Here is a 21681-nt window from a genome sequence, read left to right as displayed (position 1 = left end):
CCGCCTATATTTTGTCAGCAGACAGTGTACCGGATTTTTCATGACTCCACAGGATAAGTAAGCCGTTATGCGGTGGTCATCGCAACGGCAAATGACTACAATAGCCCTATAACTACGGAGCCTTTGTGCTCCCACTATTCGATGACGGAACACTGCATAGAGCATTGCGCCACGCGATGTGACTTTTATGATGAATTTTTTGGCGGTAGATAGGCTATGACTAAAAAACTACACATCAAAACCTGGGGCTGCCAGATGAATGAATACGATTCATCTAAAATGGCTGATTTGCTGGCCAGCACCCACGGCTACCAATTGACAGAAATCCCCGAAGAGGCGGATTTACTGTTACTCAATACCTGCTCAATCCGCGAAAAAGCACAGGAAAAAGTATTCAGCCTGCTTGGGCAGTGGAAACTGCTGAAAGAAAAAAATCCAGAGCTCATTATTGGTGTGGGTGGTTGTGTGGCATCTCAGGAAGGTGAGCATCTGCGCCAACGTGCTCCTTGTGTCGACGTTATTTTCGGTCCACAAACCCTGCATCGTTTGCCGGAAATGATTAATCACGTGCAAGGCACCCACAGCCCTGTGGTGGATATCAGTTTCCCAGAAATTGAAAAATTTGACCGCCTGCCGGAGCCTCGTGCTGAAGGGCCGACAGCATTTGTCTCCATTATGGAAGGTTGCAATAAATACTGCACATTCTGTGTCGTACCTTATACCCGTGGCGAGGAAGTTAGCCGTCCAAGTGACGATATCTTGTTTGAAATCGCACAGTTAGCCGCCCAAGGCGTGCGGGAAGTGAACCTGCTAGGGCAGAATGTCAATGCATATCGTGGTGCCACTTATGATGGTGATATCTGTAGTTTTGCCGAACTATTGCGGCTAGTTGCCGCCATTGATGGTATCGATAGAGTGCGCTTTACCACCAGCCATCCTATTGAGTTTACTGATGATATTATTGACGTTTATCGAGATACGCCCGAACTGGTGAGTTTCCTGCATTTGCCGGTACAAAGTGGCTCTGACCGCATTTTGACCATGATGAAACGGGCGCATACCGCGCTGGAATACAAAGCTATCATCCGTAAACTGCGTCAGGCTCGGCCTGATATCCAAATTAGCTCTGATTTTATTATCGGTTTTCCTGGCGAAACTCAGCAAGATTTTGAGCAAACCATGAAACTGGTGGCAGATGTCCGTTTTGATACCAGTTACAGCTTTATTTACTCTCCACGCCCTGGCACGCCGGCGGCTGATCTGCCGGATGATGTTTCAGAAGAGGAGAAAAAACAGCGCCTGCATATTTTGCAACAACGGATTACTCAGCAAGCGATGGAAATCAGCCGCGAAATGGTGGGTACTGTGCAACGCATTCTAGTGGAAGGCACATCTCGTAAGAATGTGATGGAATTGGCGGGGCGCACTGAGAATAATCGGGTCGTGAACTTTGAAGGCACACCAGAGATGATCGGTAAATTCGTCGATGTTGAAATCGTTGATGTTTATGCCAGTTCACTTCGCGGCATTTTGCTGCGCACCGAAGACCAGATGGATCTGCGTATTCATGAATCGCCGCAATCAGTGATTGCCCGCACCCGCAAAGAAAATGAGTTAGGTGTCGGCCTGTATCAACCCTGATTGCAATTCTGCGAACCAGTCCGCACCAGCAGGCGCTGCATTGTCAGTGCCTGTTTTATTTTAGCGGGGCGTTATGCAAATTCGTTTTTTTAAGTTGCACCATCTGCTGGCCGCTATTTCAATAGGGGCCGAAGGCACAGATTCATAAGCCGCACACTTGCGTCCACACGGTGCACCATGAATAATTCACAGATGACATGTATGATTGACGTTATATCAGCGAATAATATCCCCCTATAGTGGGAATGGCAGTCAGGCTTCAAATAAACCGGCCCTTAGTGACCCAGAGGAACGCAGTGACTCAGAGAAACAGTTTGCACGTAGTGACACAAGAAATCTTGCTGGAACCCGCCGATAATCAGCGCCTGCTGAGTTTATGCGGCCCTTTTGATGACAACATCAAGCAGTTAGAACGCCGGTTAGGTATTGAAATTAATCGTCGTGATAACCGTTTCAAGTTAGTCGGTAAGAATATCTGCGTGGTTGCAGCGGCAGATATCCTGCGCCATCTGTATGTTGATACGGCCCCTATCCGTGGTGTTATCCCCGATATCGATCCCGAAGCTATTCACCTCGCGGTGAAAGAAAGTCGCGTGTTAGAACAAACCGCCGAGAGTGTACCGGATTACGGCAAAGCTGTTAACATTCGTACCAAGCGCGGGATGGTCAAGCCTCGCACACCAAATCAGGCACAATACATTGCTAATATTCTCGATCATGATATTACTTTCGGGATTGGGCCAGCCGGTACCGGTAAGACCTATCTGGCCGTTGCTGCAGCAGTTGATGCTCTGGAGCGCCAAAACGTACGACGCATTTTGCTAACTCGCCCGGCGGTTGAAGCCGGTGAGAAACTGGGCTTTTTACCCGGCGATCTTAGCCAAAAAGTCGATCCTTATCTGCGCCCACTCTATGATGCTCTGTTTGAAATGCTGGGCTTTGAGCGAGTGGAGAAACTGATTGAGCGCAATGTGATTGAAGTGGCTCCGCTGGCGTATATGCGCGGCCGCACACTGAATGATGCATTTATCATTTTAGATGAAAGCCAGAACACCACCATCGAACAGATGAAAATGTTCCTGACCCGCATGGGCTTCAACTCTAAAGCGGTAATTACCGGTGATGTCACACAAACTGACTTGCCACGCCATCAGAAGTCCGGCTTAAGCCATGCCATTGAAGTGTTATCAGGGGTAGAAGAGCTGAGTTTTAACTTCTTCCATAGCGAAGATGTGGTGCGCCACCCCGTCGTCGCCCGCGTGGTCATTGCTTATGAAGCTTGGGAAGCTGCTGAACAAAAACGTAAAGATGCCATCGCCGAACAACGTAAGCGGGAAACTCACACCCCGTCTGAGCAGGAGGCTCCGTGAGCCAGGTTATTCTCGATTTACAAATTGCCTGCGCTGACAGCCAGGGTTTACCGACCGAAGCAGATTTTCAGCATTGGTTGGAAGCAGTATTACCTCAATTTCAGGAAGTCTCTGAAGTCACCATCCGTGTGGTTGATGAAGCAGAAAGCCATGAGCTGAATCTCACCTATCGCGGTAAAGATAAACCAACCAATGTCTTGTCTTTTCCATTTGAGGCCCCACCTGAGATTGAGCTGCCACTACTGGGTGATTTGATCATTTGTCGTCAGGTAGTTGAACAAGAAGCGGTTGAGCAAGAGAAAGCACTATTGGCTCATTGGGCGCATATGGTTGTTCACGGCAGTCTGCATCTGCTAGGGTATGACCATATCGTTGACGATGAAGCAGAAGAAATGGAGTCGATTGAGACTGAAATAATGCAAAGTTTGGGCTACCCAGACCCGTATATTTCAGAGAAAGACCCCGAGTAAACCCACCACAGGTAGGTATTATCTGACTGGGTATCAGTAAAAAGCTGTCGGCAGTGTGTGTTTACCACTGCCGATAAAATATAATCTTACATGGGTAAACTTAACTAAAACGCCATGAGCGACGACCACTCACAAAACAATGATAGCCCCAGTCCCAAGAAAGGGTTCTTTACTCTCATCCTTAACCAGTTATTCCACGGCGAACCCAAAAACCGTGGCGATCTGGTAGAGCTTATCCGTGATTCTGAGCAAAACGATCTGATCGATCCCGATACCCGCGACATGCTGGAAGGGGTGATGGATATCGCCGAACAGCGCGTACGGGACATCATGATCCCCCGCTCTCAGATGGTCACATTAAAGCGTAATCAAACGCTGGATGAGTGTCTGGATGTCATTATTGAATCTGCTCACTCCCGCTTTCCGGTGATCAGTGAAGATAAAGATCACATTGAAGGCATTCTGATGGCCAAGGATTTGCTGCCGTTTATGCGCACAGATTCTGAGCCATTCAGCATTGATAAAGTTTTACGGACGGCGGTTGTTGTGCCAGAAAGTAAGCGTGTCGATCGGATGCTGAAAGAGTTCCGCTCTCAACGCTATCACATGGCTATTGTCATTGATGAGTTTGGTGGCGTTTCTGGCCTGGTGACCATTGAAGATATTCTTGAGCTGATCGTTGGCGAAATTGAAGATGAGTATGACGATGAAGAAGACAGAGATGTTCGTCAACTCAGTCGGCACACATACACGATTCGTGCGCTGACACCCATTGAAGATTTCAATGAAGTCTTCAACACCCATTTCAGCGACGATGAAGTAGACACCATCGGTGGTTTAGTGATGCAGGCGTTTGGTCATTTACCTGCTCGCGGTGAAACCATTGAAATTGAAGGTTACTTATTTAAAGTTGCCATGGCGGATAGCCGACGTATCATTCAGGTTCATGTGAAAATCCCGGATGATGCTCCGCAACCCAAACTGGAAGAATAAATCCTCGATGCCTATCGCTTCATACCTTCAACGCCAGTGGGTTCGCGCCCTACTGGCGCTATTTTTTGGCGCCTGCGGTACGCTGGCCTATTCCCCCTTTGATAGTTGGCCCGCAGCTATTGTCTCGCTGTTTGGCTTACTCAGCCTGACATTGAACCGTAGCACCAAACAAGCTGCTTTTATCGGTTTTTGTTGGGGTATGGGGCTATTTGGTACAGGTATTAACTGGGTCTATGTCAGCATCGCCGAATTTGGCGGCATGCCGACAGCCATCAATATCTTCCTGGTGGTATTACTGGCGGCCTATCTCTCGCTCTACACCATGCTATTTGCCGGTTTATTAGCCCGCGTATGCCCTAAAACAACCTGGTGGCGACTGGCTATTGCGGCACCTGTGGTATGGCAGTTAACTGAGTTCTTGCGCGGCTGGGTATTAACTGGCTTCCCGTGGCTGCAATTTGGCTACAGCCAAATAAACGGCCCACTGCGTGGTATTGCGCCTATTCTCGGTGTCGATGGCATCACCTTTATACTGATGTCGATCAGTGGATTACTGGTTTACGCCTGCTATCAACGCCGTATCACTGCGGCAATAATTGCCATAGCAATGTTATTGTTACCCTGGCCGCTGCGCCAGTTGCATTGGTTTACTCCACAACCTGAACGCGCAGTTAATATCGCGATGGTGCAAGGTAACATTGCTCAGTCAATGAAGTGGGATCCCAAAATCCTGCTTAAGACCTTACAAATTTATCTCGATGAAACGCGCCCATTTATGGGGAAAGCCCCCATTATCATTTGGCCGGAATCTGCTATCCCTGATATTGAAACCGATCAAACGACCTTCCTGACGATGGTTGATGGTCTGATGCGGGCAAACCACAGCAGCCTGATTACCGGTATTGTTGATGCCCAGCGCCGCCCTGAAGGCAAGGGATACCACTTCTTCAACAGTATTATCGTATTGGGGGATAAAGAACCTTACCAGTATCCAACTCGCAACCGCTACAGCAAACACCACCTGGTGCCCTTTGGCGAGTTTGTGCCGCTGGAAACACTGCTGCGCCCACTCGCGCCGTTCTTTGATTTACCGATGTCATCTTTCAGCCGAGGTGGCTATGTGCAACCACAGCTTAATGTGGCTGGATTTAACCTAACGGCCGCTATTTGCTATGAAATCGTCTTGGGTCAACAGGTTCGGGACAACTTCAACCCCGATACCAACTTCTTGCTGACGGTCTCCAATGATGCATGGTTTGGTCACTCTATCGGCCCGTGGCAGCATTTCCAAATGGCACGTATGCGCGCGCTTGAATTGGGTCGTCCTCTGTTGCGCAGTACCAATAATGGTATAACAGCGGCAGTTGGCCCAAGCGGTGAAGTCCTGGCGCAAATTCCACAATTTACTCAGCAAGTGCTGGAAGTTAAGGTCACACCGACTACCGGTATTACCCCTTATGCCCGGTTTGGTTCGTGGCCAATGTGGATTATCACGCTGATACTGGGGGCATTAACGCTATACCGCGCCGCCCGTTGTCGCTCTGACAAGAAATGTCGAGCTGATAAAAATAACCCCGTAACTTGAGCATCGTTATGTCACTGAAACCTGAATTTATCCTCACAACTGAAGCGCAATTAAGCGAACATTACGCCGCGCCTAATAAGAATGTGTTGAAGAAACAAATTGATCATATTGATGATTATGCCAAAAAACTGATTGCCGCCGCGCCATTCGCAGTATTGGGAACGCTGGGTGCCAACGGAATCGACTGTTCACCTAAAGGTGGCGAACCGGGTTTTATTCATGTGCAGGACAGCAAGACACTGATGCTGCCAGACCGACCAGGCAATAACCGTCTGGATGGTATCCGCAATCTATTGCATAACCCTTTTGTCGGCATCTTGTTCCTGATCCCTGGCTGGACAGAAGGTTTTCGGGTTAATGGCCGGGCAAAAATTTCCGTCGACCCTGAACTGTGCGAGCGTTTTAGCCAAAATGACCAACCGGCCCGCAGTGTGTTAGTGATCGAAGTCGATGAGGTATTTATCCACTGTGGCCGCGCAATCACCTTTGCCGACCTGTGGAACCCAGAGAAACATGCCGCTAAAGAAAGTGTTCCAACGGCACTGGAAGTTTTTAAAGCTCATCTGGCAATCAATAATCACCAGTTAAGTTAACCTGCTATAAAAATGACCAATAGTTAATCTAATCGATAGTATGCCATCTTCGGCGACTGATTAATTAACCCACCGCCCCCGAATGATATTTCATAGCTCTGATAAACAGGGCTATTTATCCTCCCTGTTTTCCGCGACTGGCACAGACCTTGCATCGTTTCTAATCAAATAGTGTTAGCTATCCACCAATTTCTGCTTTGTATTAAGTGTTCAAAGGGCATAGCCCCGCTGTATAGATGAGGTCTGTTTCAAATGAGGGAATTGCCATTGCTGGCGTGCACATTTATGGGGCGAACCACGCACCGCATTAGTGCGCTAGTGTTTTATTGCCTCTCTTTGGTGCGATTTGCGTCTCAAAAAACAAACATTTATTCATCACTTGCATAACAATTGGCTATTTTTTAAAGATAATCTGATACAAGTAACAATGAAAATAGCCTGTTAACCAACAAATATCTGTGGTTATACAAGCGCAACAAAATAAGACAGTTTTTGGCATTTCACGTTTGTCACATGACTACATTTTAAGTATCACAACATCGAGTCAGAAAACATTAAGTAAAAAACAACATCAAAGGAGTTGGACATGCATATGCGTAAATTGGCGTTAGCGCTACTGTTAGCTGGGATGGCAAGTGGTGTTGCCCATGCAGAAGATGCAGCAAAACCAGATGCTTCGGTTGACACACTGAAGAAGATCAAAGATAACGGCGTTATCGTCGTCGGTCACCGTGAGTCTTCCGTTCCATTCTCTTACTACGATAACCAGCAGAAAGTCGTGGGTTATTCACAAGATTATTCCAATCTGATCGTCGATGCGATCAAGAAAAAACTTAATGCCCCAGACCTCCAGGTAAAACTGATCCCCATCACTTCGCAGAACCGTATTCCATTACTGCAAAACGGGACCTTTGATTTCGAGTGTGGCTCTACCACCAACAACCTGGAACGCCAGCAACAAGCCGCGTTCTCTAACACTATTTTTGTTGTCGGTACGCGTCTGCTGACCAAAAAAGGTTCTGAAGTTAAAGATTTCAAAGACTTGGCAGGGAAACCAGTGGTCGTTACCTCCGGTACCACCTCTGAAGTGTTGCTCAATAAATTGAATGAAAAAGATAAGATGAACATGCGCATCATCAGCGCCAAAGACCACGGCGATTCTTTCCGTACCCTGGAAAGTGGCCGTGCTGTCGCCTTTATGATGGATGATGCCTTGCTGGCTGGCGAACGTGCCAAAGCCAAGAAACCAGACCAGTGGGATATCGTCGGTACGCCACAATCTCAGGAAGCCTACGGCTGCATGCTACGTAAAAACGATCCAGCCTTTAAAACTCTGTTGGATGAAACCATCGCAACCGCACAAACCTCTGGTGTGGCTGAGAAGTCCTTTGACCGTTGGTTCAAAAACCCAATTCCACCGAAAAATCTTAACCTGAATTTCTCACTGTCTGATGAGATGAAGGTGCTGTTCAAAGCCCCTAACGATAAAGCATTGAACTAACAATAATAATCAGGGCCAGCTCTGCTAGCCCTACAGATTGATGATGGACCGATTGGTAGACAGGATGCGGGGTGGCCGTTCCCCACTCCGCATTTTTTTGTTCACCCTCGGGAGGCCGCAACGCATTGAATCATCAGTCATCAGGGTGGCTTACCCATCCTTTTAAGGGAGTTTTTTATGTCAATAGACTGGAACTGGGGCATTTTTCTGCAACCGGCACCTTTCGGTAATACCACCTATCTTGGCTGGATCTGGTCCGGCTTTCAGGTCACTGTCGCATTATCATTATGCGCTTGGGTTATCGCTTTTTTCGTCGGTTCTTTATTTGGGATTTTAAGAACAGTCCCCAACCGCATTTTATCTAGTATTGGGGCCTGTTACGTAGAGCTATTCCGTAATGTGCCGCTGATTGTGCAATTCTTTACCTGGTATTTGGTGGTCCCTGAATTATTGCCAGCCGATCTTGGCATGTGGTTCAAAAGCGAATTGGATCCGAATATACAGTTCTTCCTCTCATCAATGATGTGCCTTGGCTTATTTACCGCCGCCCGTGTTTGTGAGCAGGTTCGAGCTGGGATCCAATCACTACCTCGAGGCCAAAAAGCGGCCGGTCTGGCGATGGGATTAACCCTGCCACAGACTTATCGCTATGTTTTATTGCCCAATGCTTATCGGGTAATTATTCCCCCGATGACTTCAGAAATGCTCAACCTGGTAAAAAACTCAGCCATTGCATCAACCATCGGGCTGGTAGATATGGCTGCGCAGGCGGGTAAATTGCTCGATTACTCGGCTCACGCCTATGAGTCATTCACTGCCATCACCCTTGGATATGTACTGATCAACGCCGTGATCATGCTGTTGATGCGGTTAGTTGAAAAGAAAGTGCAGTTACCCGGCAATCTGGGGAGTAAATAATGTACGAATTTGATTGGAGTTCCATCGCACCCAGCCTGCCATACCTGCTGCAAGGTTTGGCGGTTACCGCCAAAATAACCCTCATCGCCATTGTGTTCGGCATAGTGTGGGGCACAGTTCTGGCGGTGATGCGCCTATCGCCGGTTAAAGCTATCAGCTGGTTCGCTACCGCCTATGTCAACGTGTTCCGCTCTATTCCGTTGGTCATGGTGCTGTTGTGGTTTTATCTGGTCGTGCCGAGCTTATTACAAAATGTGCTGGGCTTATCACCAAAAACTGATATTCGCTTAATCTCTGCCATGGTAGCCTTTTCATTATTTGAAGCGGCTTATTACTCAGAAATTATCCGTGCCGGGATCCAAAGCATCTCTCGTGGGCAATCCTCTGCGGCCTTGGCTCTGGGCATGACCCAAGGCCAGTCAATGAGATTGGTTATCCTGCCGCAGGCTTTCCGCGCCATGGTGCCATTACTGTTAACCCAAGGGATCGTGTTATTTCAGGATACATCGCTGGTGTATGTCCTTAGTCTGGCCGATTTCTTCCGCACCGCGACCACGATTGGCGAGCGGGACGGTACTCAGGTCGAAATGGTGCTGTTTGCCGGTTTGGTGTATTTCGTTATCAGTTTTTCCGCGTCGATGCTGGTTAACTATTTGAAGAAAAGGACTGTTTGATGATTTCCCTGAAAAATGTTTCTAAGTGGTACGGCCACTTTCAGGTGCTGGCTGACTGCACTACCGAAGTTAAAAAAGGTGAGGTCGTGGTAGTCTGCGGCCCTTCCGGCTCAGGCAAATCAACCTTAATCAAAACGGTTAATGGGCTGGAACCTATCCAGAAGGGCAGCATTACGGTCAATGGCATTGGTGTGAATGATAAAGGCACCAATTTGGCGCAATTACGTTCTAAAGTCGGCATGGTATTCCAGCATTTTGAACTATTCCCACACCTGTCTATTATTGAAAACCTGACACTGGCGCAAGTTAAAGTACTCAAACGCGACAAAACAGAAGCAAGAGAAAAAGGGCTAAAACTGTTAGAGCGTGTCGGTCTTACCACCCACGCGGATAAATTCCCCTCGCAGTTATCTGGCGGCCAGCAACAGCGTGTGGCGATTGCCCGCGCACTGTGTATGGACCCTATCGCCATGCTGTTTGACGAACCGACTTCGGCCCTTGACCCAGAAATGATCAACGAAGTGCTGGATGTGATGGTCAAGCTGGCGCTGGAAGGTATGACCATGATGGTGGTCACCCACGAAATGGGCTTCGCTCGCAAAGTGGCAAATCGGGTTATTTTTATGGATGAAGGGAAAATCGTCGAAGACAGCAACAAAGATGATTTCTTTAACAACCCTAAATCTGATCGTGCCAAAGACTTCCTGGCGAAAATCCTGCATTAATGATCACATCTCCCCCACATTGGTGGGGGAGATGGTATATGTACCACCCGCTATCAAGGCTGGAATGGCCGACGCGTAAACTGGTCATGGCCGCATTTTGGGCAGACCGGCAGCACTTCGGGGGTATAGAAAGCCAGATGATAGTGGCATTTTTCACAGACAAGATTGCCTAAGCCGACCACCTCTCCGCTGTGATAAACCCCATGATGACTGACATCTTTAAACACCTCACGCCACTCTAATTGCGTTTTATCGGTGATATCAGCCAGCTCTTGCCACAAACTCTCTTTGATAACGCGCATAAATACACTATCAGTAAATTCATCCTTACTTTCTTCATAGCTACGAGCAAACTCTTCCAAATCACGCCGCACCGCCTGAATGATTTGCTCAACTTCACTGCGGGATAACTCTTCTACGGCATCCAACCGCTGTTCAGCGCTGTCCACCAGCTTATCGATATCACGTTCACCATTTTTCAAGCGTTCAGTCAGTGATGCCACCAACTCACGATAATATTGAGCTACCTTGTTCATACTGTCTCCTCGATCCACGGTTGTGATAAAGCAAATTGTGATAAAGCCAAAGTTGTGACAAAGAAAATAGGGTTTTTCATCTTCTTGAGTTACCCGTCTCTGTTATCTGCACGTACTTACTCTGATATTAAAGCTAACGTTAATTATTTTAGTCGTAAATGACTGAAGTCACGTCATCATCAGGTTGTTCTCGCGCCACTTTGATGATTTCTGCCATTCACTGCGCAGAAAAAGCCTCCAGTAGGATGCTGAGTGTTGTTGCCGCAGCCGCTTATCAGCTATGCTATGCGGATCTCTCTTTATGATATGAAACAGATAATGCTACAGGCGTAGCTGTTTTTCACTATAGGACCACCGGCCGCCATGCAAGAGCAATACCGCCCAGAAGATATCGAAACGCAAGTACAGCTTCACTGGCAAGAGAAGCAAACTTTTAAAGTCACTGAAGATACCAGCAAAGAAAAATATTACTGCCTATCCATGCTGCCGTATCCGTCAGGACGCCTACATATGGGGCACGTTCGTAACTACACCATTGGTGATGTTATCTCCCGTTACCAGCGCATGCTGGGCAAAAACGTGTTACAGCCGATCGGCTGGGATGCATTTGGTCTGCCAGCTGAAGGCGCTGCGGTAAAAAACAACACCGCACCGGCCCCCTGGACTTACGACAACATTGAATACATGAAGAACCAGTTAAAATTACTGGGCTTCGGCTATGACTGGGATCGCGAGATTGCCACCTGCTCACCCGATTACTACCGTTGGGAACAGTGGTTCTTCACCAAATTGTATGAAAAAGGCATGGTCTACAAAAAGACCTCAGCCGTTAACTGGTGTCCACACGACCTGACCGTTTTAGCTAACGAGCAGGTTATCGACGGCTGCTGCTGGCGTTGTGATACCAAAGTTGAACGTAAAGAAATCCCACAGTGGTTTATTAAAATTACTGATTACGCTGATCAATTGCTTAATGATCTGGACACGCTGGAAAGCTGGCCAGAACAAGTTAAGACCATGCAACGTAACTGGATTGGCCGCTCTGAAGGGGTTGATATCGTTTTCAACGTCGCAGATAGCGAAGAGAAGCTCTCCGTTTACACCACGCGCCCGGACACCTTTATGGGTGTGACTTACGTAGCTGTTGCTGCTGGTCACCCGCTGTCATTACAAGCCGCAGCGACTAACCCTGCACTGGCTGATTTTGTCGCGGAATGCCGGAACACCAAGGTTGCCGAAGCTGAAATGGCCACCATGGAGAAAAAAGGCATGGCTACCGGCCTGTATGCCATCCATCCACTGACAGGTGAAAAATTACCTATCTGGGCGGCTAACTTTGTCTTGATGGATTACGGCACCGGTGCGGTAATGGCGGTTCCGGGCCACGATGTCCGCGACTGGGAATTTGCGACTAAATATAATTTGCCAATCAAACCGGTTATTTTGGCTGCTGATGGCAGTGAGCCAGACTTGAGCCAGGAAGCCATGACCGAGAAAGGCATACTGTTCAACTCCGGTGAGTTTGATGGTCTGAATTATGAAGATGGCTTCAATGCGGTTGCCGACAAACTGGTCGCCCTCGGTGTCGGTCAGCGCAAAGTCAACTATCGCCTGCGTGACTGGGGTGTTTCCCGTCAGCGTTATTGGGGTGCGCCTATCCCGATGGTGACACTGGAAGACGGCACCGTGGTACCAACTCCAGAAGATCAACTGCCGGTTATCCTGCCGGAAGATGTGGTGATGGATGGTATTACCAGCCCAATAAAGGCCGATCCTGAGTGGGCTAAAACCACCGTTAATGGCGTGCCGGGCCTGCGTGAAACTGATACCTTTGATACCTTTATGGAATCATCATGGTATTACGCGCGCTACACCTGCCCACAATTTGATAAAGGCATGCTGGATCCAGCCGCCGCCAACTATTGGCTGCCGGTTGATCAATATGTCGGTGGTATTGAACATGCCATCATGCACTTGATGTACTTCCGCTTCTTCCATAAATTGCTGCGCGACGCCGGTTTAGTGGATTCTGATGAGCCCGCCAAACGCCTGCTGTGTCAGGGCATGGTGTTGGCCGATGCCTTCTACTACACCGGCACAAGCGGTGAGCGTATCTGGGTTTCACCGGTGGACGCCATTGTTGAGCGTGATGATAAAGGGCGCATCATTAAAGCGACTGATGCCGAAGGCCATGAACTGGTTTACGCTGGCATGAGCAAAATGTCGAAATCGAAAAATAACGGTATCGACCCACAAGTCATGGTAGAAAAATACGGTGCCGATACCGTGCGCCTGTTTATGATGTTTGCCTCACCAGCAGAAATGACGCTGGAATGGCAGGAATCTGGTGTCGAAGGAGCTAACCGCTTCCTGAAACGCGTCTGGCGTCTGGCCTATGATCACACCGCCAAAGGGGCAACCGCACCACTGGATGTTGCCAACCTGACGGAAGAGCAGAAATCCTTACGCCGCGACCTGCATAAAACTATTGCCAAAGTCACTGATGACGTGGGCCGCCGTCAAACTTTCAATACCGCGATTGCTGCGGTGATGGAGTTGATGAACAAGCTGGGTCGCGCACCTCAGGAAACCGAGCAAGACCGTGCTCTGCTGCAAGAAGCATTATTGGCAGTGGTTCGGATGCTTTATCCATTCACGCCTCACGTTTGCTTTAGCTTGTGGCAAGCGCTGGGTGGCGAAGGTGATATTGATACCGCACCATGGCCAGTTGCTGATGAACAAGCGATGGTCGAAGACTCTAAATTAGTGGTCGTACAGGTTAATGGTAAAGTGCGTGGCCGCATTACTGTGCCAGCCGATGCCACTGAACAGCAAGTGCGTGAACGTGCTGGTCAGGAACACTTGGTGGCTAAATACCTGGATGGAGTTACCGTACGTAAAGTCATCTATGTCCCTGGCAAACTGCTTAACCTGGTTGTGGGTTAAGGCAAGGAGGAGTTGTGCGACATCGTATTCTGATGCTGTTGCTGGGGTTGGCGGTGCTGGTCACTGCTGGCTGTGGCTTTAATCTGCGGGGCACCACTCAGGTGCCACCTGAGCTGCAAAAACTGTTGCTGGAAAGTAGCGATCCTTATGGGCCGTTAACCCGTGCGATACGCCAACAATTGCGTTTAAGTAACGTCACTATTGTTGATGACCCGATGCGTAAGGACTTGCCAGCGCTGCGGATTATCGGTTCATCCGAAAATCAGGATACCGTGTCTATCTTCCGCAACGGCGTGACAGCCGAGTATCAGTTGGTATTACACGTTCAGGCGCAAGTATTGATTCCAGGTCATGATATTTACCCAATTCGGGTGAATATCTTCCGTACCTTCTTCGATAACCCGTTAACCGCACTGGCGAAAGAAGCTGAAGCCGAAGTGCTGCGTCAGGAAATGCGTGATCAGGCAGCGCAACAGCTAGTGCGTAAGCTGTTGGTGGTACATGCTGCGGAAATAAAAAATGCGCAGGAAAATGGCGATACACTCACCAGCAGTAAGCGTGCTACCGGTGCAGCTAAAATGGCTGATGTCGAAGAAATTAATATTGGCAAACCTGCCGTCAGTACCCCTGCCCAATGATTCGAGTTTATCCTGAACAACTTGTCGCGCAGCTCCATGAGGGGCTGCGCGCTTGTTATCTGTTGTGTGGTAACGAACCCTTGTTATTACAGGAAAGTCAGGACCATATTCGCCGTGTGGCAGCAACGCATGATTTCAGCGAGCATTTCAGTTTTGCGCTGGATGCTCACACTGAATGGGAGAATATCTTTAGCCTTTGTCAGGCGCTGAGTTTATTTGCCAGCCGCCAGACACTGCTATTGAGCTTCCCTGACAGTGGGTTAACCGCACCGATGAATGAACAATTGGTCAAATTATCCGGCCTTTTGCACCCAGACATTTTGTTGATATTACGTGCCAATAAGCTAACAAAAGCACAAGAAAACAGCGCATGGTTTAAAGCTCTCAGCCCAAATTCGGTGTTCGTCAGCTGCCAGACACCAGAACAGGCTCAACTCCCTCGTTGGGTAAGCACACGCGCCAAAAGCCTAAATTTAGATATTGATGATGCCGCCGTTCAGCTACTTTGTTACTGCTATGAGGGTAACCTGCTGGCGTTATCACAGGCATTGGAACGCCTATCATTACTCTATCCGGACGGTAAATTAACACTGCCCAAAGTAGAGCAAGCCGTCAACGATGCCGCACATTTCACCCCTTACCACTGGCTTGATGCTTTGCTGGCGGGGAAAAGCAAACGCGCCTGGCATATCCTGCAACAATTACAGCAGGAAGACAGTGAGCCAGTTATCTTGCTACGCACACTCCAGCGCGAGCTATTACAACTGCTAACACTAAAGCGCCGGATGGAGCAGGTGCCACTGCGAACATTATTTGATCAATTTAAAGTGTGGCAAAATCGTCGTCCGATGATGACTCAAGCGTTACAACGTCTTTCGATGCCACAACTGCAACAGGCCGTGCGTTTATTGTCACAGATGGAAGTTCGCCTGAAGCAGGATTACGGTCAGTCAATCTGGCCGGAGTTAGAAACACTATCTATGCTGATGTGTGGAAAAATTTTACCTGAGAGCTTTTTTGATGCCCAATAAATCCCCGACTCGCACCCTCTATGCCCTGTTCGGCGGTACTTTTGATCCCATTCATTATGGCCATTTAAAGCCAGTTGAAGCATTGGCTCAACAAGTGGGTTTACAACACATTATCTTGTTACCTAACCATGTCCCACCTCATCGCCCTCAACCTGAGGCCAATGCGCAGCAGCGGCTAAAAATGGTCGAACTGGCTGTGGCCGGCAACCCATTGTTCAGTGTTGATTCACGAGAGTTATTGCGTGATGCCCCATCATTCACCATTGATACCTTGGAATCACTTCGTAAAGAACGTGGTGCTGAACGCCCCTTAGCGTTTATTATTGGGCAAGATTCATTATTATCGCTGCATAAGTGGCATCGCTGGCAATCATTGTTAGATGTGTGTCATTTGTTAGTGTGCGCTCGCCCAGGTTATGCGCAAACTCTGGAAACACCAGAGTTACAGCAATGGCTTGATGCTCATCGCGTTTTTGATCCACAGGCACTGAGCCTGCGGCCGCATGGTGCAATCTATCTGGCAGATACGCCTTTACTGGACATTTCTGCCACAGATATTCGCCATCGGCGTCATAACGGCGAAAGTTGCGATGATCTGCTGCCACGGGCTGTACAGCGATATATTGAGTTACAAGGTTTATATCGCGGCTGAGGAACTGAGGGTTTATATCGCGATGCATTGACCCATGTTATACTCCGCCGCTAAATTTCAGGTATTCGCTGAAAAACCGTTACATTCTAACTGTTCATACCGGTAACTGTTCGCGGGATCTCCTGCAAACAATACGGAAGAACGTTAATACCCAAAGAACTTGACGTTGCAGGTAGGCAGCCAGCGCACGAATCCCGATGAGCTTACATGAGTAAGTGATTCGGGTGAGAAAGTGCAGCTAACACCCCGGCAACTTCAAGGACAAAGGGTATAGACAGAAATCACCCGAGGGGGAACCTTTGCAAGGTAAAGCGCTCCAAGAATTTGTTATCGACAAGCTCGATGATTTGAAAGGCCAGGACATTATTACTCTGGATGTTCAGGGTAAGTCCAGCATCACTGATTACATGATTATTTGTACCGGTACCTCCACTCGCCATGTGATGGCGTTGGCTGATAACCTGGTTCAAGAATCCCGCGCGGCAGGCATGATACCTTTTGGTATCGAAGGTCAGGGTGTCTCTGACTGGGTCGTGGTCGATTTAGGCGAAGTGATTGTGCATGTGATGCAAGAAGAAAGCCGCCGTATGTATGAACTGGAAAAGCTCTGGAGCTAAGCGGTGAAACTGCAACTGGTAGCCGTCGGCACCAAAATGCCAGACTGGGTGCAGACCGGTTTTATCGATTACCTGCGCCGCTTTCCCAAGGATATGCCCTTCGAGCTGGTAGAGATACCCGCAGGTAAACGGGGCAAAAATGCGGATATCAAACGCATTTTGGAAAAAGAAGGCGAGCTGATGCTGGCAGCGGTTGGCAAAAACAACCGTATTGTCACGCTGGATATCCCAGGTACTCCCTGGGAGACCCCGCAGTTAGCTCAGCAATTAGAACGCTGGAAGCAGGATGGCCGTGATGTCAGTCTGCTGATTGGCGGGCCTGAGGGGTTAGCCCCGGCCTGTAAAGCCGCCGCAGAGCAGAGCTGGTCGCTCTCTCCGTTGACGCTACCTCATCCTTTAGTGCGCGTTTTAGTGGCGGAGAGCCTCTATCGTGCCTGGAGTATTACGACCAATCACCCTTATCATCGGGAATAAGCGGGCGATGAACCTGAGTAAAGTGATGGCTCTGAGTAAGACGCTGGTTTTGGGCAAAATGAAATAGCAGTGGGATGAAAAAAGAACCTAATCCTTTTCGCGACTATTCGGCTGAGTCAGCCTTGTTTGTCCGCCGTGCCCTTGTGGCTTTCCTCGGTATCCTGCTGCTAAGCGGGATATTGGTCGCAAACATGTACAATTTGCAGATAGTCCGTTTTGAAGACTATCGCACCCGTTCCAATGAAAACCGGATTAAGCTGGTTCCTATCGCCCCTAGCCGCGGTATGATATTTGACCGTAACGGCACTCCGCTGGCAATGAACCGGACGATTTATCAGTTAGAACTGATGCCGGAAAAAATTGAAGACCTCCCCGCGACCCTCAATGCACTGCGCCCGATAGTGGATCTGACGGATGAGGATATCGCCAACTTTGAAAAAGAGCGTAAGCGCTCACGTCGCTTTACTTCAATTGCGGTTAAAACGCCGCTGACCGAAGTGCAGGTCGCTCGTTTCGCGGTTAACCAGTTCCGCTTCCCTGGCATTGAGGTCAAAGGCTATCAACGCCGCTTCTACCCTTATGGCTCAGCACTGACTCATGTTATCGGCTACGTTTCCAAGATTAACGACAAAGATGTTGAGCGGCTGGATAAAGAAGGCATTCTCGCGAACTATGCCGCCACCCACGATATCGGCAAGCTGGGTATTGAGCGCTATTATGAATCCGTATTACACGGCAAAACCGGTTATGAAGAAGTTGAAGTTAATAACCGTGGCCGGGTGATCCGCCAATTACATGAGCAACCACCGCAAGCCGGTAAAGACATTTATCTGACTCTCGATTTGCACCTGCAAACCTATATTGAGCAGTTGTTAAGTGGTAGCCGTGCGGCAGTAGTGGTAACAGATCCGCGCACCGGTGGCATATTGGCCTTAGTGTCAAACCCAAGCTATGACCCGAACTTGTTTGTCGATGGTATTTCTAATAAAGATTATCAAGGGTTATTGAACGACCCGAACCGCCCATTGATCAACCGCGCCACTCAAGGGGTATACCCGCCCGCCTCGACGGTAAAACCCTATATTGCGGTTTCGGCTCTCAGCGCCGGAGTTATCACCAAAAACACCAGCCTGTTTGATCCCGGTTGGTGGCAGTTGCCCGGTTCGGAAAAACGTTTTCGCGACTGGAAGAAATGGGGTCATGGCCGGCTGAATGTCACCAAAGCGTTGGAAGAATCGGCCGACACCTTCTTCTATCAGGTAGCATATGACATGGGGATTGACCGTTTATCCTCATGGATGAGCAAATTCGGTTACGGTGAATACACTGGCATCGACTTATCTGAAGAGCGGGCTGGCCTCATGCCGACCCGTGAATGGAAACAAAAACGCCATAAAAAACCTTGGTATCAAGGGGATACCATCCCCGTAGGTATCGGTCAGGGCTATTGGACTGCCACGCCTATTCAGATGGCAAAAGCCCTGATGACCCTGATCAATGATGGTGCCGTTAAAACACCTCATTTGCTGCAAAGCACCCGTATTGATGGCGTTTTAGTGCCTTATAAGCAGGAAGACAGTACTCAGATTGGCGATATTCACTCTGGCTACTGGGAAATTGCCAAAGATGGCATGTATGGCGTGGCAAACCGCCCGAACGGAACGGGGCGTAAGTTCTTTGAAGGTACGCCGTATAAGGCAGCAGCCAAATCCGGTACCGCGCAGGTTTATAGCTATGAAACCTATAATGCCCACAAAGTAGCCGAGCACTTGCGCGACCACAAGTTAATGGTTGCGTTTGCCCCCTACGAGAATCCGACGGTATCTGTCGCCATGATTTTAGAAAATGGCGGGGCCGGGCCTGCGGTAGGGACGATTACCCGTCAAATTCTCGACCATATCTTATTGGGCGATAACAACACTGAATTACCGGATGCAGCTCCTCTGCCTCCGGGCGTTGAAGCAGACTAGCTAAAGCAGATTAGTTGCAGCGGATTAAGGTAACTCATGACTGATAATCAACAAAAAGGTTCTTTGTGGTACAAAATGCACATTGACCTGCCGTTTCTGCTTTGCGTACTGGCGCTACTGGCTTATAGCGCCTTCGTGATGTGGAGCGCCAGCGGGCAAGACATGGGTATGATGGAACGCAAGGTCGGTCAAATTGCGATGGGCCTGGTTGTGATGCTGGTCATGGCGCAGATCCCGCCTCGCGTCTATGAAAGCTGGGCACCTTATCTCTATTTTGTCTGTGTCATTTTACTGGTCTTAGTTGATGCATTTGGTCAAATCAGTAAAGGTGCGCAGCGCTGGCTGGATTTGGGTTTTATTCGCTTCCAACCCTCTGAAATTGCGAAAATTGCGGTTCCCTTAATGGTCGCACGCTTTATGAACCGCGACGTCTGCCCCCCATCATTGAAAAATACCAGTATCGCACTGATTTTAATCTTTATGCCAACCTTATTGGTGGCCGCACAACCCGATCTGGGCACCTCTATCCTGATAGCAGCTTCCGGATTATTTGTTCTGTTCCTTTCCGGTATGAGCTGGCGTTTAATTGCCATTGCAGCCATTTTGGTTGCGGCATTTATTCCTATTCTCTGGTTCTTCCTGATGCATGGCTATCAGCGAGATCGCGTGATGATGCTGCTAGACCCAGAAAGTGATCCGCTCGGTGCTGGTTATCATATTATTCAGTCAAAAATTGCTATTGGTTCCGGTGGGTTATCAGGTAAAGGCTGGCTGCACGGAACTCAATCACAGTTGGAATTCCTGCCAGAACGTCATACAGATTTTATCTTTGCCGTGCTGGCAGAAGAGTTAGGTTTAATCGGTGTGCTGGTGTTATTAGCTCTCTATCTGTGCCTGATTATGCGGGGTTTGGTGATTGCAGCTCATGCACAAACCACCTTCGGCCGAGTTATGGTTGGCGGACTAATGCTGATACTCTTTGTCTATGTGTTTGTTAACATAGGTATGGTAAGTGGAATTTTACCTGTGGTTGGCGTACCTTTGCCTTTGGTCAGCTACGGAGGCTCGGCGCTGATAGTGCTGATGGCCGGGTTTGGTATCGTGATGTCGATACATACTCATCGAAAAATGTTATCTAAAAATTTATAGAGGTGAGCAATGCGTAAGGAATGGCTTTGGATCGGCATCGCAGGTGTATTGCTATCAGCATGTACCAGTCAACCTCCTGCCCCCCAGCAACAAGTGCAGCAGACATACAATGGCCCGGTGGTAGAAATAGGTGGTGCAGAGCCACGCTATGAGCCTTTCAATCCTAATTTCAATCAGGATTATAAAGTGAATGGCCAGTCTTACAGCATCGTTAAAGACCCACAAAACTTCAGTCAAGTGGGTCTGGCGGCATGGTACGGTGAAGAGGCTAATGGCAACTCTACAGCAACGGGCGAAATCTTTGATCCCAATGCATTGACGGCAGCCCACCCTACGCTGCCCATCCCAAGCTATGTGCGAGTCACTAACATTAGCAATGGTCGCCAGATTGTGGTGCGCGTCAATGACCGCGGCCCTTATACCCCTGGCCGGGTGATTGATTTATCCAAAGCTGCCGCTGACCGCCTAAATATTTCGAATAATACCAAGGTGAAGATTGATTTTATCAATGTAGCACCTGATGGCTCATTATCTGGCCCCGGAATGGTTGGTACCACTATCGCGAAGCAAAGCTATGCATTACCCAGCCGACCAGACCTCACTTCCAGCGGCATGGGTACCCCGATTCAACAGGATGCTCCGGCAGTAAGTGCGCCTGTGCGCCCTATCGATAATAGTCATTTGTCCGGTGCCGATGCGACCCAGCCGGTTGCACCACAAAGCAGTGGCTTCCTGCGCGCATCTACCCCCGTGCCCGCAGGAGTGCTCGAAAGTTCAGAACCCGCGCTGAGTTCACAATCGGTACAGCCACCGGTAGTCGCTAACCCCGGCCCAGTGACCTCGTCAGTGGCAGCAGCACCGGCCGCCGCCCCATCATCATCTGGGGGCTATGTGGTTCAAGTGGGCGCACTGAGTGATGCAAGCCGCGCCCAAACCTGGCAGCAAAGTCTGAGTCAACGTTTTGGTGTACCAGGGAAAGTCGCCACCAATGGCAGTGTCCACCGTGTTCAGCTTGGGCCATTTAGTAGCCGCCAACAGGCAGTTGAACTGCAACAGCGCCTGTCGAGCGAAGCTCAACAGCAGTCATTTGTGGTTGCGGCACCTTAAATATACATAGCTTGTAGCAATTTAAGTCTAACCAAACAAAAATAACCGTAACTCCCTGTGCTAACAGAATGTTACGGTTGAATGCATAAGC

At 48.9% G+C, this 21681-nt stretch carries 20 protein-coding genes; 19 read left to right on the top strand and 1 reads right to left on the bottom strand.

All coding sequences use genetic code 11. The annotated features are described in order from the left end of the window. The first annotated feature begins 216 nt into the window (after positions 1-216). The 10 genes from miaB to FGL26_RS00475 all read left to right on the top strand — a co-directional run bounded on the left by miaB (position 217) and on the right by FGL26_RS00475 (position 10470). Positions 217-1641 (top strand): tRNA (N6-isopentenyl adenosine(37)-C2)-methylthiotransferase MiaB, encoded by a 1425-nt coding sequence (gene miaB, locus FGL26_RS00520; protein ID WP_005167929.1) that lies wholly within the window; start codon positions 217-219, stop codon positions 1639-1641. Between the two features lie 296 nt (positions 1642-1937). Continuing rightward, positions 1938-3011 carry a PhoH family protein gene (locus tag FGL26_RS00515; RefSeq protein ID WP_172667443.1) on the top strand — a complete coding sequence of 358 codons (1074 nt, stop codon included), beginning with the start codon at positions 1938-1940 and terminating at the stop codon, positions 3009-3011. Further along, positions 3008-3481 carry an rRNA maturation RNase YbeY gene (gene ybeY / locus FGL26_RS00510; protein WP_005158419.1) on the top strand — a complete coding sequence of 158 codons (474 nt, stop codon included), beginning with the start codon at positions 3008-3010 and terminating at the stop codon, positions 3479-3481. The genes FGL26_RS00515 and ybeY overlap by 4 nt, the downstream gene beginning before the upstream one ends. Positions 3482-3595: 114 nt before the next feature. Continuing rightward, the gene (corC, locus tag FGL26_RS00505; protein WP_005158416.1) at positions 3596-4474 is read left to right on the top strand and encodes a CNNM family magnesium/cobalt transport protein CorC; all 879 of its coding nucleotides are present in this window, start codon (positions 3596-3598) and stop codon (positions 4472-4474) included. 7 nt (positions 4475-4481) lie between these two features. Further along, positions 4482-6059, top strand: a complete 1578-nt coding sequence (gene lnt / locus FGL26_RS00500; RefSeq protein ID WP_005167924.1) for an apolipoprotein N-acyltransferase — start codon at positions 4482-4484, stop codon at positions 6057-6059. Between the two features lie 8 nt (positions 6060-6067). Next, positions 6068-6652, top strand: a complete 585-nt coding sequence (locus FGL26_RS00495; protein ID WP_005167922.1) for an MSMEG_1061 family FMN-dependent PPOX-type flavoprotein — start codon at positions 6068-6070, stop codon at positions 6650-6652. A gap of 586 nt (positions 6653-7238) precedes the next feature. Continuing rightward, a complete protein-coding gene (locus FGL26_RS00490) occupies positions 7239-8153 on the top strand; it encodes an amino acid ABC transporter substrate-binding protein (protein WP_005167919.1) in 915 nt (304 codons plus the stop codon). A 177-nt stretch (positions 8154-8330) separates the two neighbouring features. After that, complete coding sequence (locus tag FGL26_RS00485; protein ID WP_005167917.1) at positions 8331-9071, top strand: amino acid ABC transporter permease; 741 nt, start codon at positions 8331-8333, stop codon at positions 9069-9071. After that, positions 9071-9745: a glutamate/aspartate ABC transporter permease GltK gene (gene gltK, locus FGL26_RS00480; RefSeq protein WP_005167916.1), complete on the top strand. Its 675-nt coding sequence runs from the start codon at positions 9071-9073 to the stop codon at positions 9743-9745. Before FGL26_RS00485 ends, gltK begins: the two co-directional genes overlap by 1 nt. Next, positions 9745-10470 carry an amino acid ABC transporter ATP-binding protein gene (locus FGL26_RS00475; RefSeq protein ID WP_005167914.1) on the top strand — a complete coding sequence of 242 codons (726 nt, stop codon included), beginning with the start codon at positions 9745-9747 and terminating at the stop codon, positions 10468-10470. Before gltK ends, FGL26_RS00475 begins: the two co-directional genes overlap by 1 nt. A 53-nt stretch (positions 10471-10523) precedes the next feature. Here the strand turns inward: FGL26_RS00475 and FGL26_RS00470 are convergent, their stop codons facing one another. Then, positions 10524-11006: a zinc ribbon-containing protein gene (locus tag FGL26_RS00470; protein WP_005158404.1), complete on the bottom strand. Its 483-nt coding sequence runs from the start codon at positions 11004-11006 to the stop codon at positions 10524-10526. A gap of 363 nt (positions 11007-11369) precedes the next feature. On the opposite strand from FGL26_RS00470, the gene leuS reads away from it, so the two are divergent. The 9 genes from leuS to rlpA all read left to right on the top strand — a co-directional run bounded on the left by leuS (position 11370) and on the right by rlpA (position 21590). Then, positions 11370-13952: a leucine--tRNA ligase gene (leuS, locus tag FGL26_RS00465; protein ID WP_032912647.1), complete on the top strand. Its 2583-nt coding sequence runs from the start codon at positions 11370-11372 to the stop codon at positions 13950-13952. Positions 13953-13966: 14 nt separating this feature from the next. Continuing rightward, the gene (gene lptE / locus FGL26_RS00460) at positions 13967-14590 is read left to right on the top strand and encodes an LPS assembly lipoprotein LptE (protein ID WP_011816836.1); all 624 of its coding nucleotides are present in this window, start codon (positions 13967-13969) and stop codon (positions 14588-14590) included. Beyond that, a complete protein-coding gene (holA, locus tag FGL26_RS00455) occupies positions 14587-15621 on the top strand; it encodes a DNA polymerase III subunit delta (protein ID WP_005167898.1) in 1035 nt (344 codons plus the stop codon). Before lptE ends, holA begins: the two co-directional genes overlap by 4 nt. Next, positions 15611-16273, top strand: coding sequence for a nicotinate-nucleotide adenylyltransferase (gene nadD, locus FGL26_RS00450; protein ID WP_005167896.1), 663 nt, complete (start codon positions 15611-15613; stop codon positions 16271-16273). Before holA ends, nadD begins: the two co-directional genes overlap by 11 nt. A 299-nt stretch (positions 16274-16572) precedes the next feature. Further along, positions 16573-16890 carry a ribosome silencing factor gene (rsfS, locus tag FGL26_RS00445; RefSeq protein WP_005167894.1) on the top strand — a complete coding sequence of 106 codons (318 nt, stop codon included), beginning with the start codon at positions 16573-16575 and terminating at the stop codon, positions 16888-16890. A gap of 3 nt (positions 16891-16893) precedes the next feature. Further along, positions 16894-17364: a 23S rRNA (pseudouridine(1915)-N(3))-methyltransferase RlmH gene (gene rlmH, locus FGL26_RS00440; protein ID WP_004390602.1), complete on the top strand. Its 471-nt coding sequence runs from the start codon at positions 16894-16896 to the stop codon at positions 17362-17364. A gap of 74 nt (positions 17365-17438) precedes the next feature. Continuing rightward, positions 17439-19334, top strand: a complete 1896-nt coding sequence (mrdA, locus tag FGL26_RS00435) for a peptidoglycan DD-transpeptidase MrdA (RefSeq protein WP_005167891.1) — start codon at positions 17439-17441, stop codon at positions 19332-19334. Between the two features lie 36 nt (positions 19335-19370). Continuing rightward, complete coding sequence (gene mrdB / locus FGL26_RS00430; protein ID WP_005167889.1) at positions 19371-20483, top strand: peptidoglycan glycosyltransferase MrdB; 1113 nt, start codon at positions 19371-19373, stop codon at positions 20481-20483. Between the two features lie 9 nt (positions 20484-20492). Then, positions 20493-21590 (top strand): endolytic peptidoglycan transglycosylase RlpA, encoded by a 1098-nt coding sequence (gene rlpA, locus FGL26_RS00425; RefSeq protein ID WP_005167887.1) that lies wholly within the window; start codon positions 20493-20495, stop codon positions 21588-21590. The last annotated feature ends 91 nt before the right edge of the window (positions 21591-21681 follow it).

The sequence above is a fragment of the Yersinia enterocolitica subsp. enterocolitica genome (genome assembly GCF_901472495.1).
Taxonomy (GTDB): domain Bacteria; phylum Pseudomonadota; class Gammaproteobacteria; order Enterobacterales; family Enterobacteriaceae; genus Yersinia; species Yersinia enterocolitica.
This window is presented reverse-complemented; position numbering and strand designations above follow the sequence as displayed.

Coding starts and splice junctions, on each gene's coding strand:
- nadD (WP_005167896.1), top strand. CDS start 15,611: ATGCCCAATAAATCCCCGACTCGCACCCTCTATGCCCTGTTCGGCGGT.
- rlpA (WP_005167887.1), top strand. CDS start 20,493: ATGCGTAAGGAATGGCTTTGGATCGGCATCGCAGGTGTATTGCTATCA.
- leuS (WP_032912647.1), top strand. CDS start 11,370: ATGCAAGAGCAATACCGCCCAGAAGATATCGAAACGCAAGTACAGCTT.
- lnt (WP_005167924.1), top strand. CDS start 4,482: ATGCCTATCGCTTCATACCTTCAACGCCAGTGGGTTCGCGCCCTACTG.
- mrdB (WP_005167889.1), top strand. CDS start 19,371: ATGACTGATAATCAACAAAAAGGTTCTTTGTGGTACAAAATGCACATT.
- FGL26_RS00490 (WP_005167919.1), top strand. CDS start 7,239: ATGCATATGCGTAAATTGGCGTTAGCGCTACTGTTAGCTGGGATGGCA.
- FGL26_RS00495 (WP_005167922.1), top strand. CDS start 6,068: ATGTCACTGAAACCTGAATTTATCCTCACAACTGAAGCGCAATTAAGC.
- corC (WP_005158416.1), top strand. CDS start 3,596: ATGAGCGACGACCACTCACAAAACAATGATAGCCCCAGTCCCAAGAAA.
- gltK (WP_005167916.1), top strand. CDS start 9,071: ATGTACGAATTTGATTGGAGTTCCATCGCACCCAGCCTGCCATACCTG.
- mrdA (WP_005167891.1), top strand. CDS start 17,439: ATGAAAAAAGAACCTAATCCTTTTCGCGACTATTCGGCTGAGTCAGCC.
- miaB (WP_005167929.1), top strand. CDS start 217: ATGACTAAAAAACTACACATCAAAACCTGGGGCTGCCAGATGAATGAA.
- FGL26_RS00485 (WP_005167917.1), top strand. CDS start 8,331: ATGTCAATAGACTGGAACTGGGGCATTTTTCTGCAACCGGCACCTTTC.
- holA (WP_005167898.1), top strand. CDS start 14,587: ATGATTCGAGTTTATCCTGAACAACTTGTCGCGCAGCTCCATGAGGGG.
- FGL26_RS00475 (WP_005167914.1), top strand. CDS start 9,745: ATGATTTCCCTGAAAAATGTTTCTAAGTGGTACGGCCACTTTCAGGTG.
- FGL26_RS00470 (WP_005158404.1), bottom strand. CDS start 11,006: ATGAACAAGGTAGCTCAATATTATCGTGAGTTGGTGGCATCACTGACT.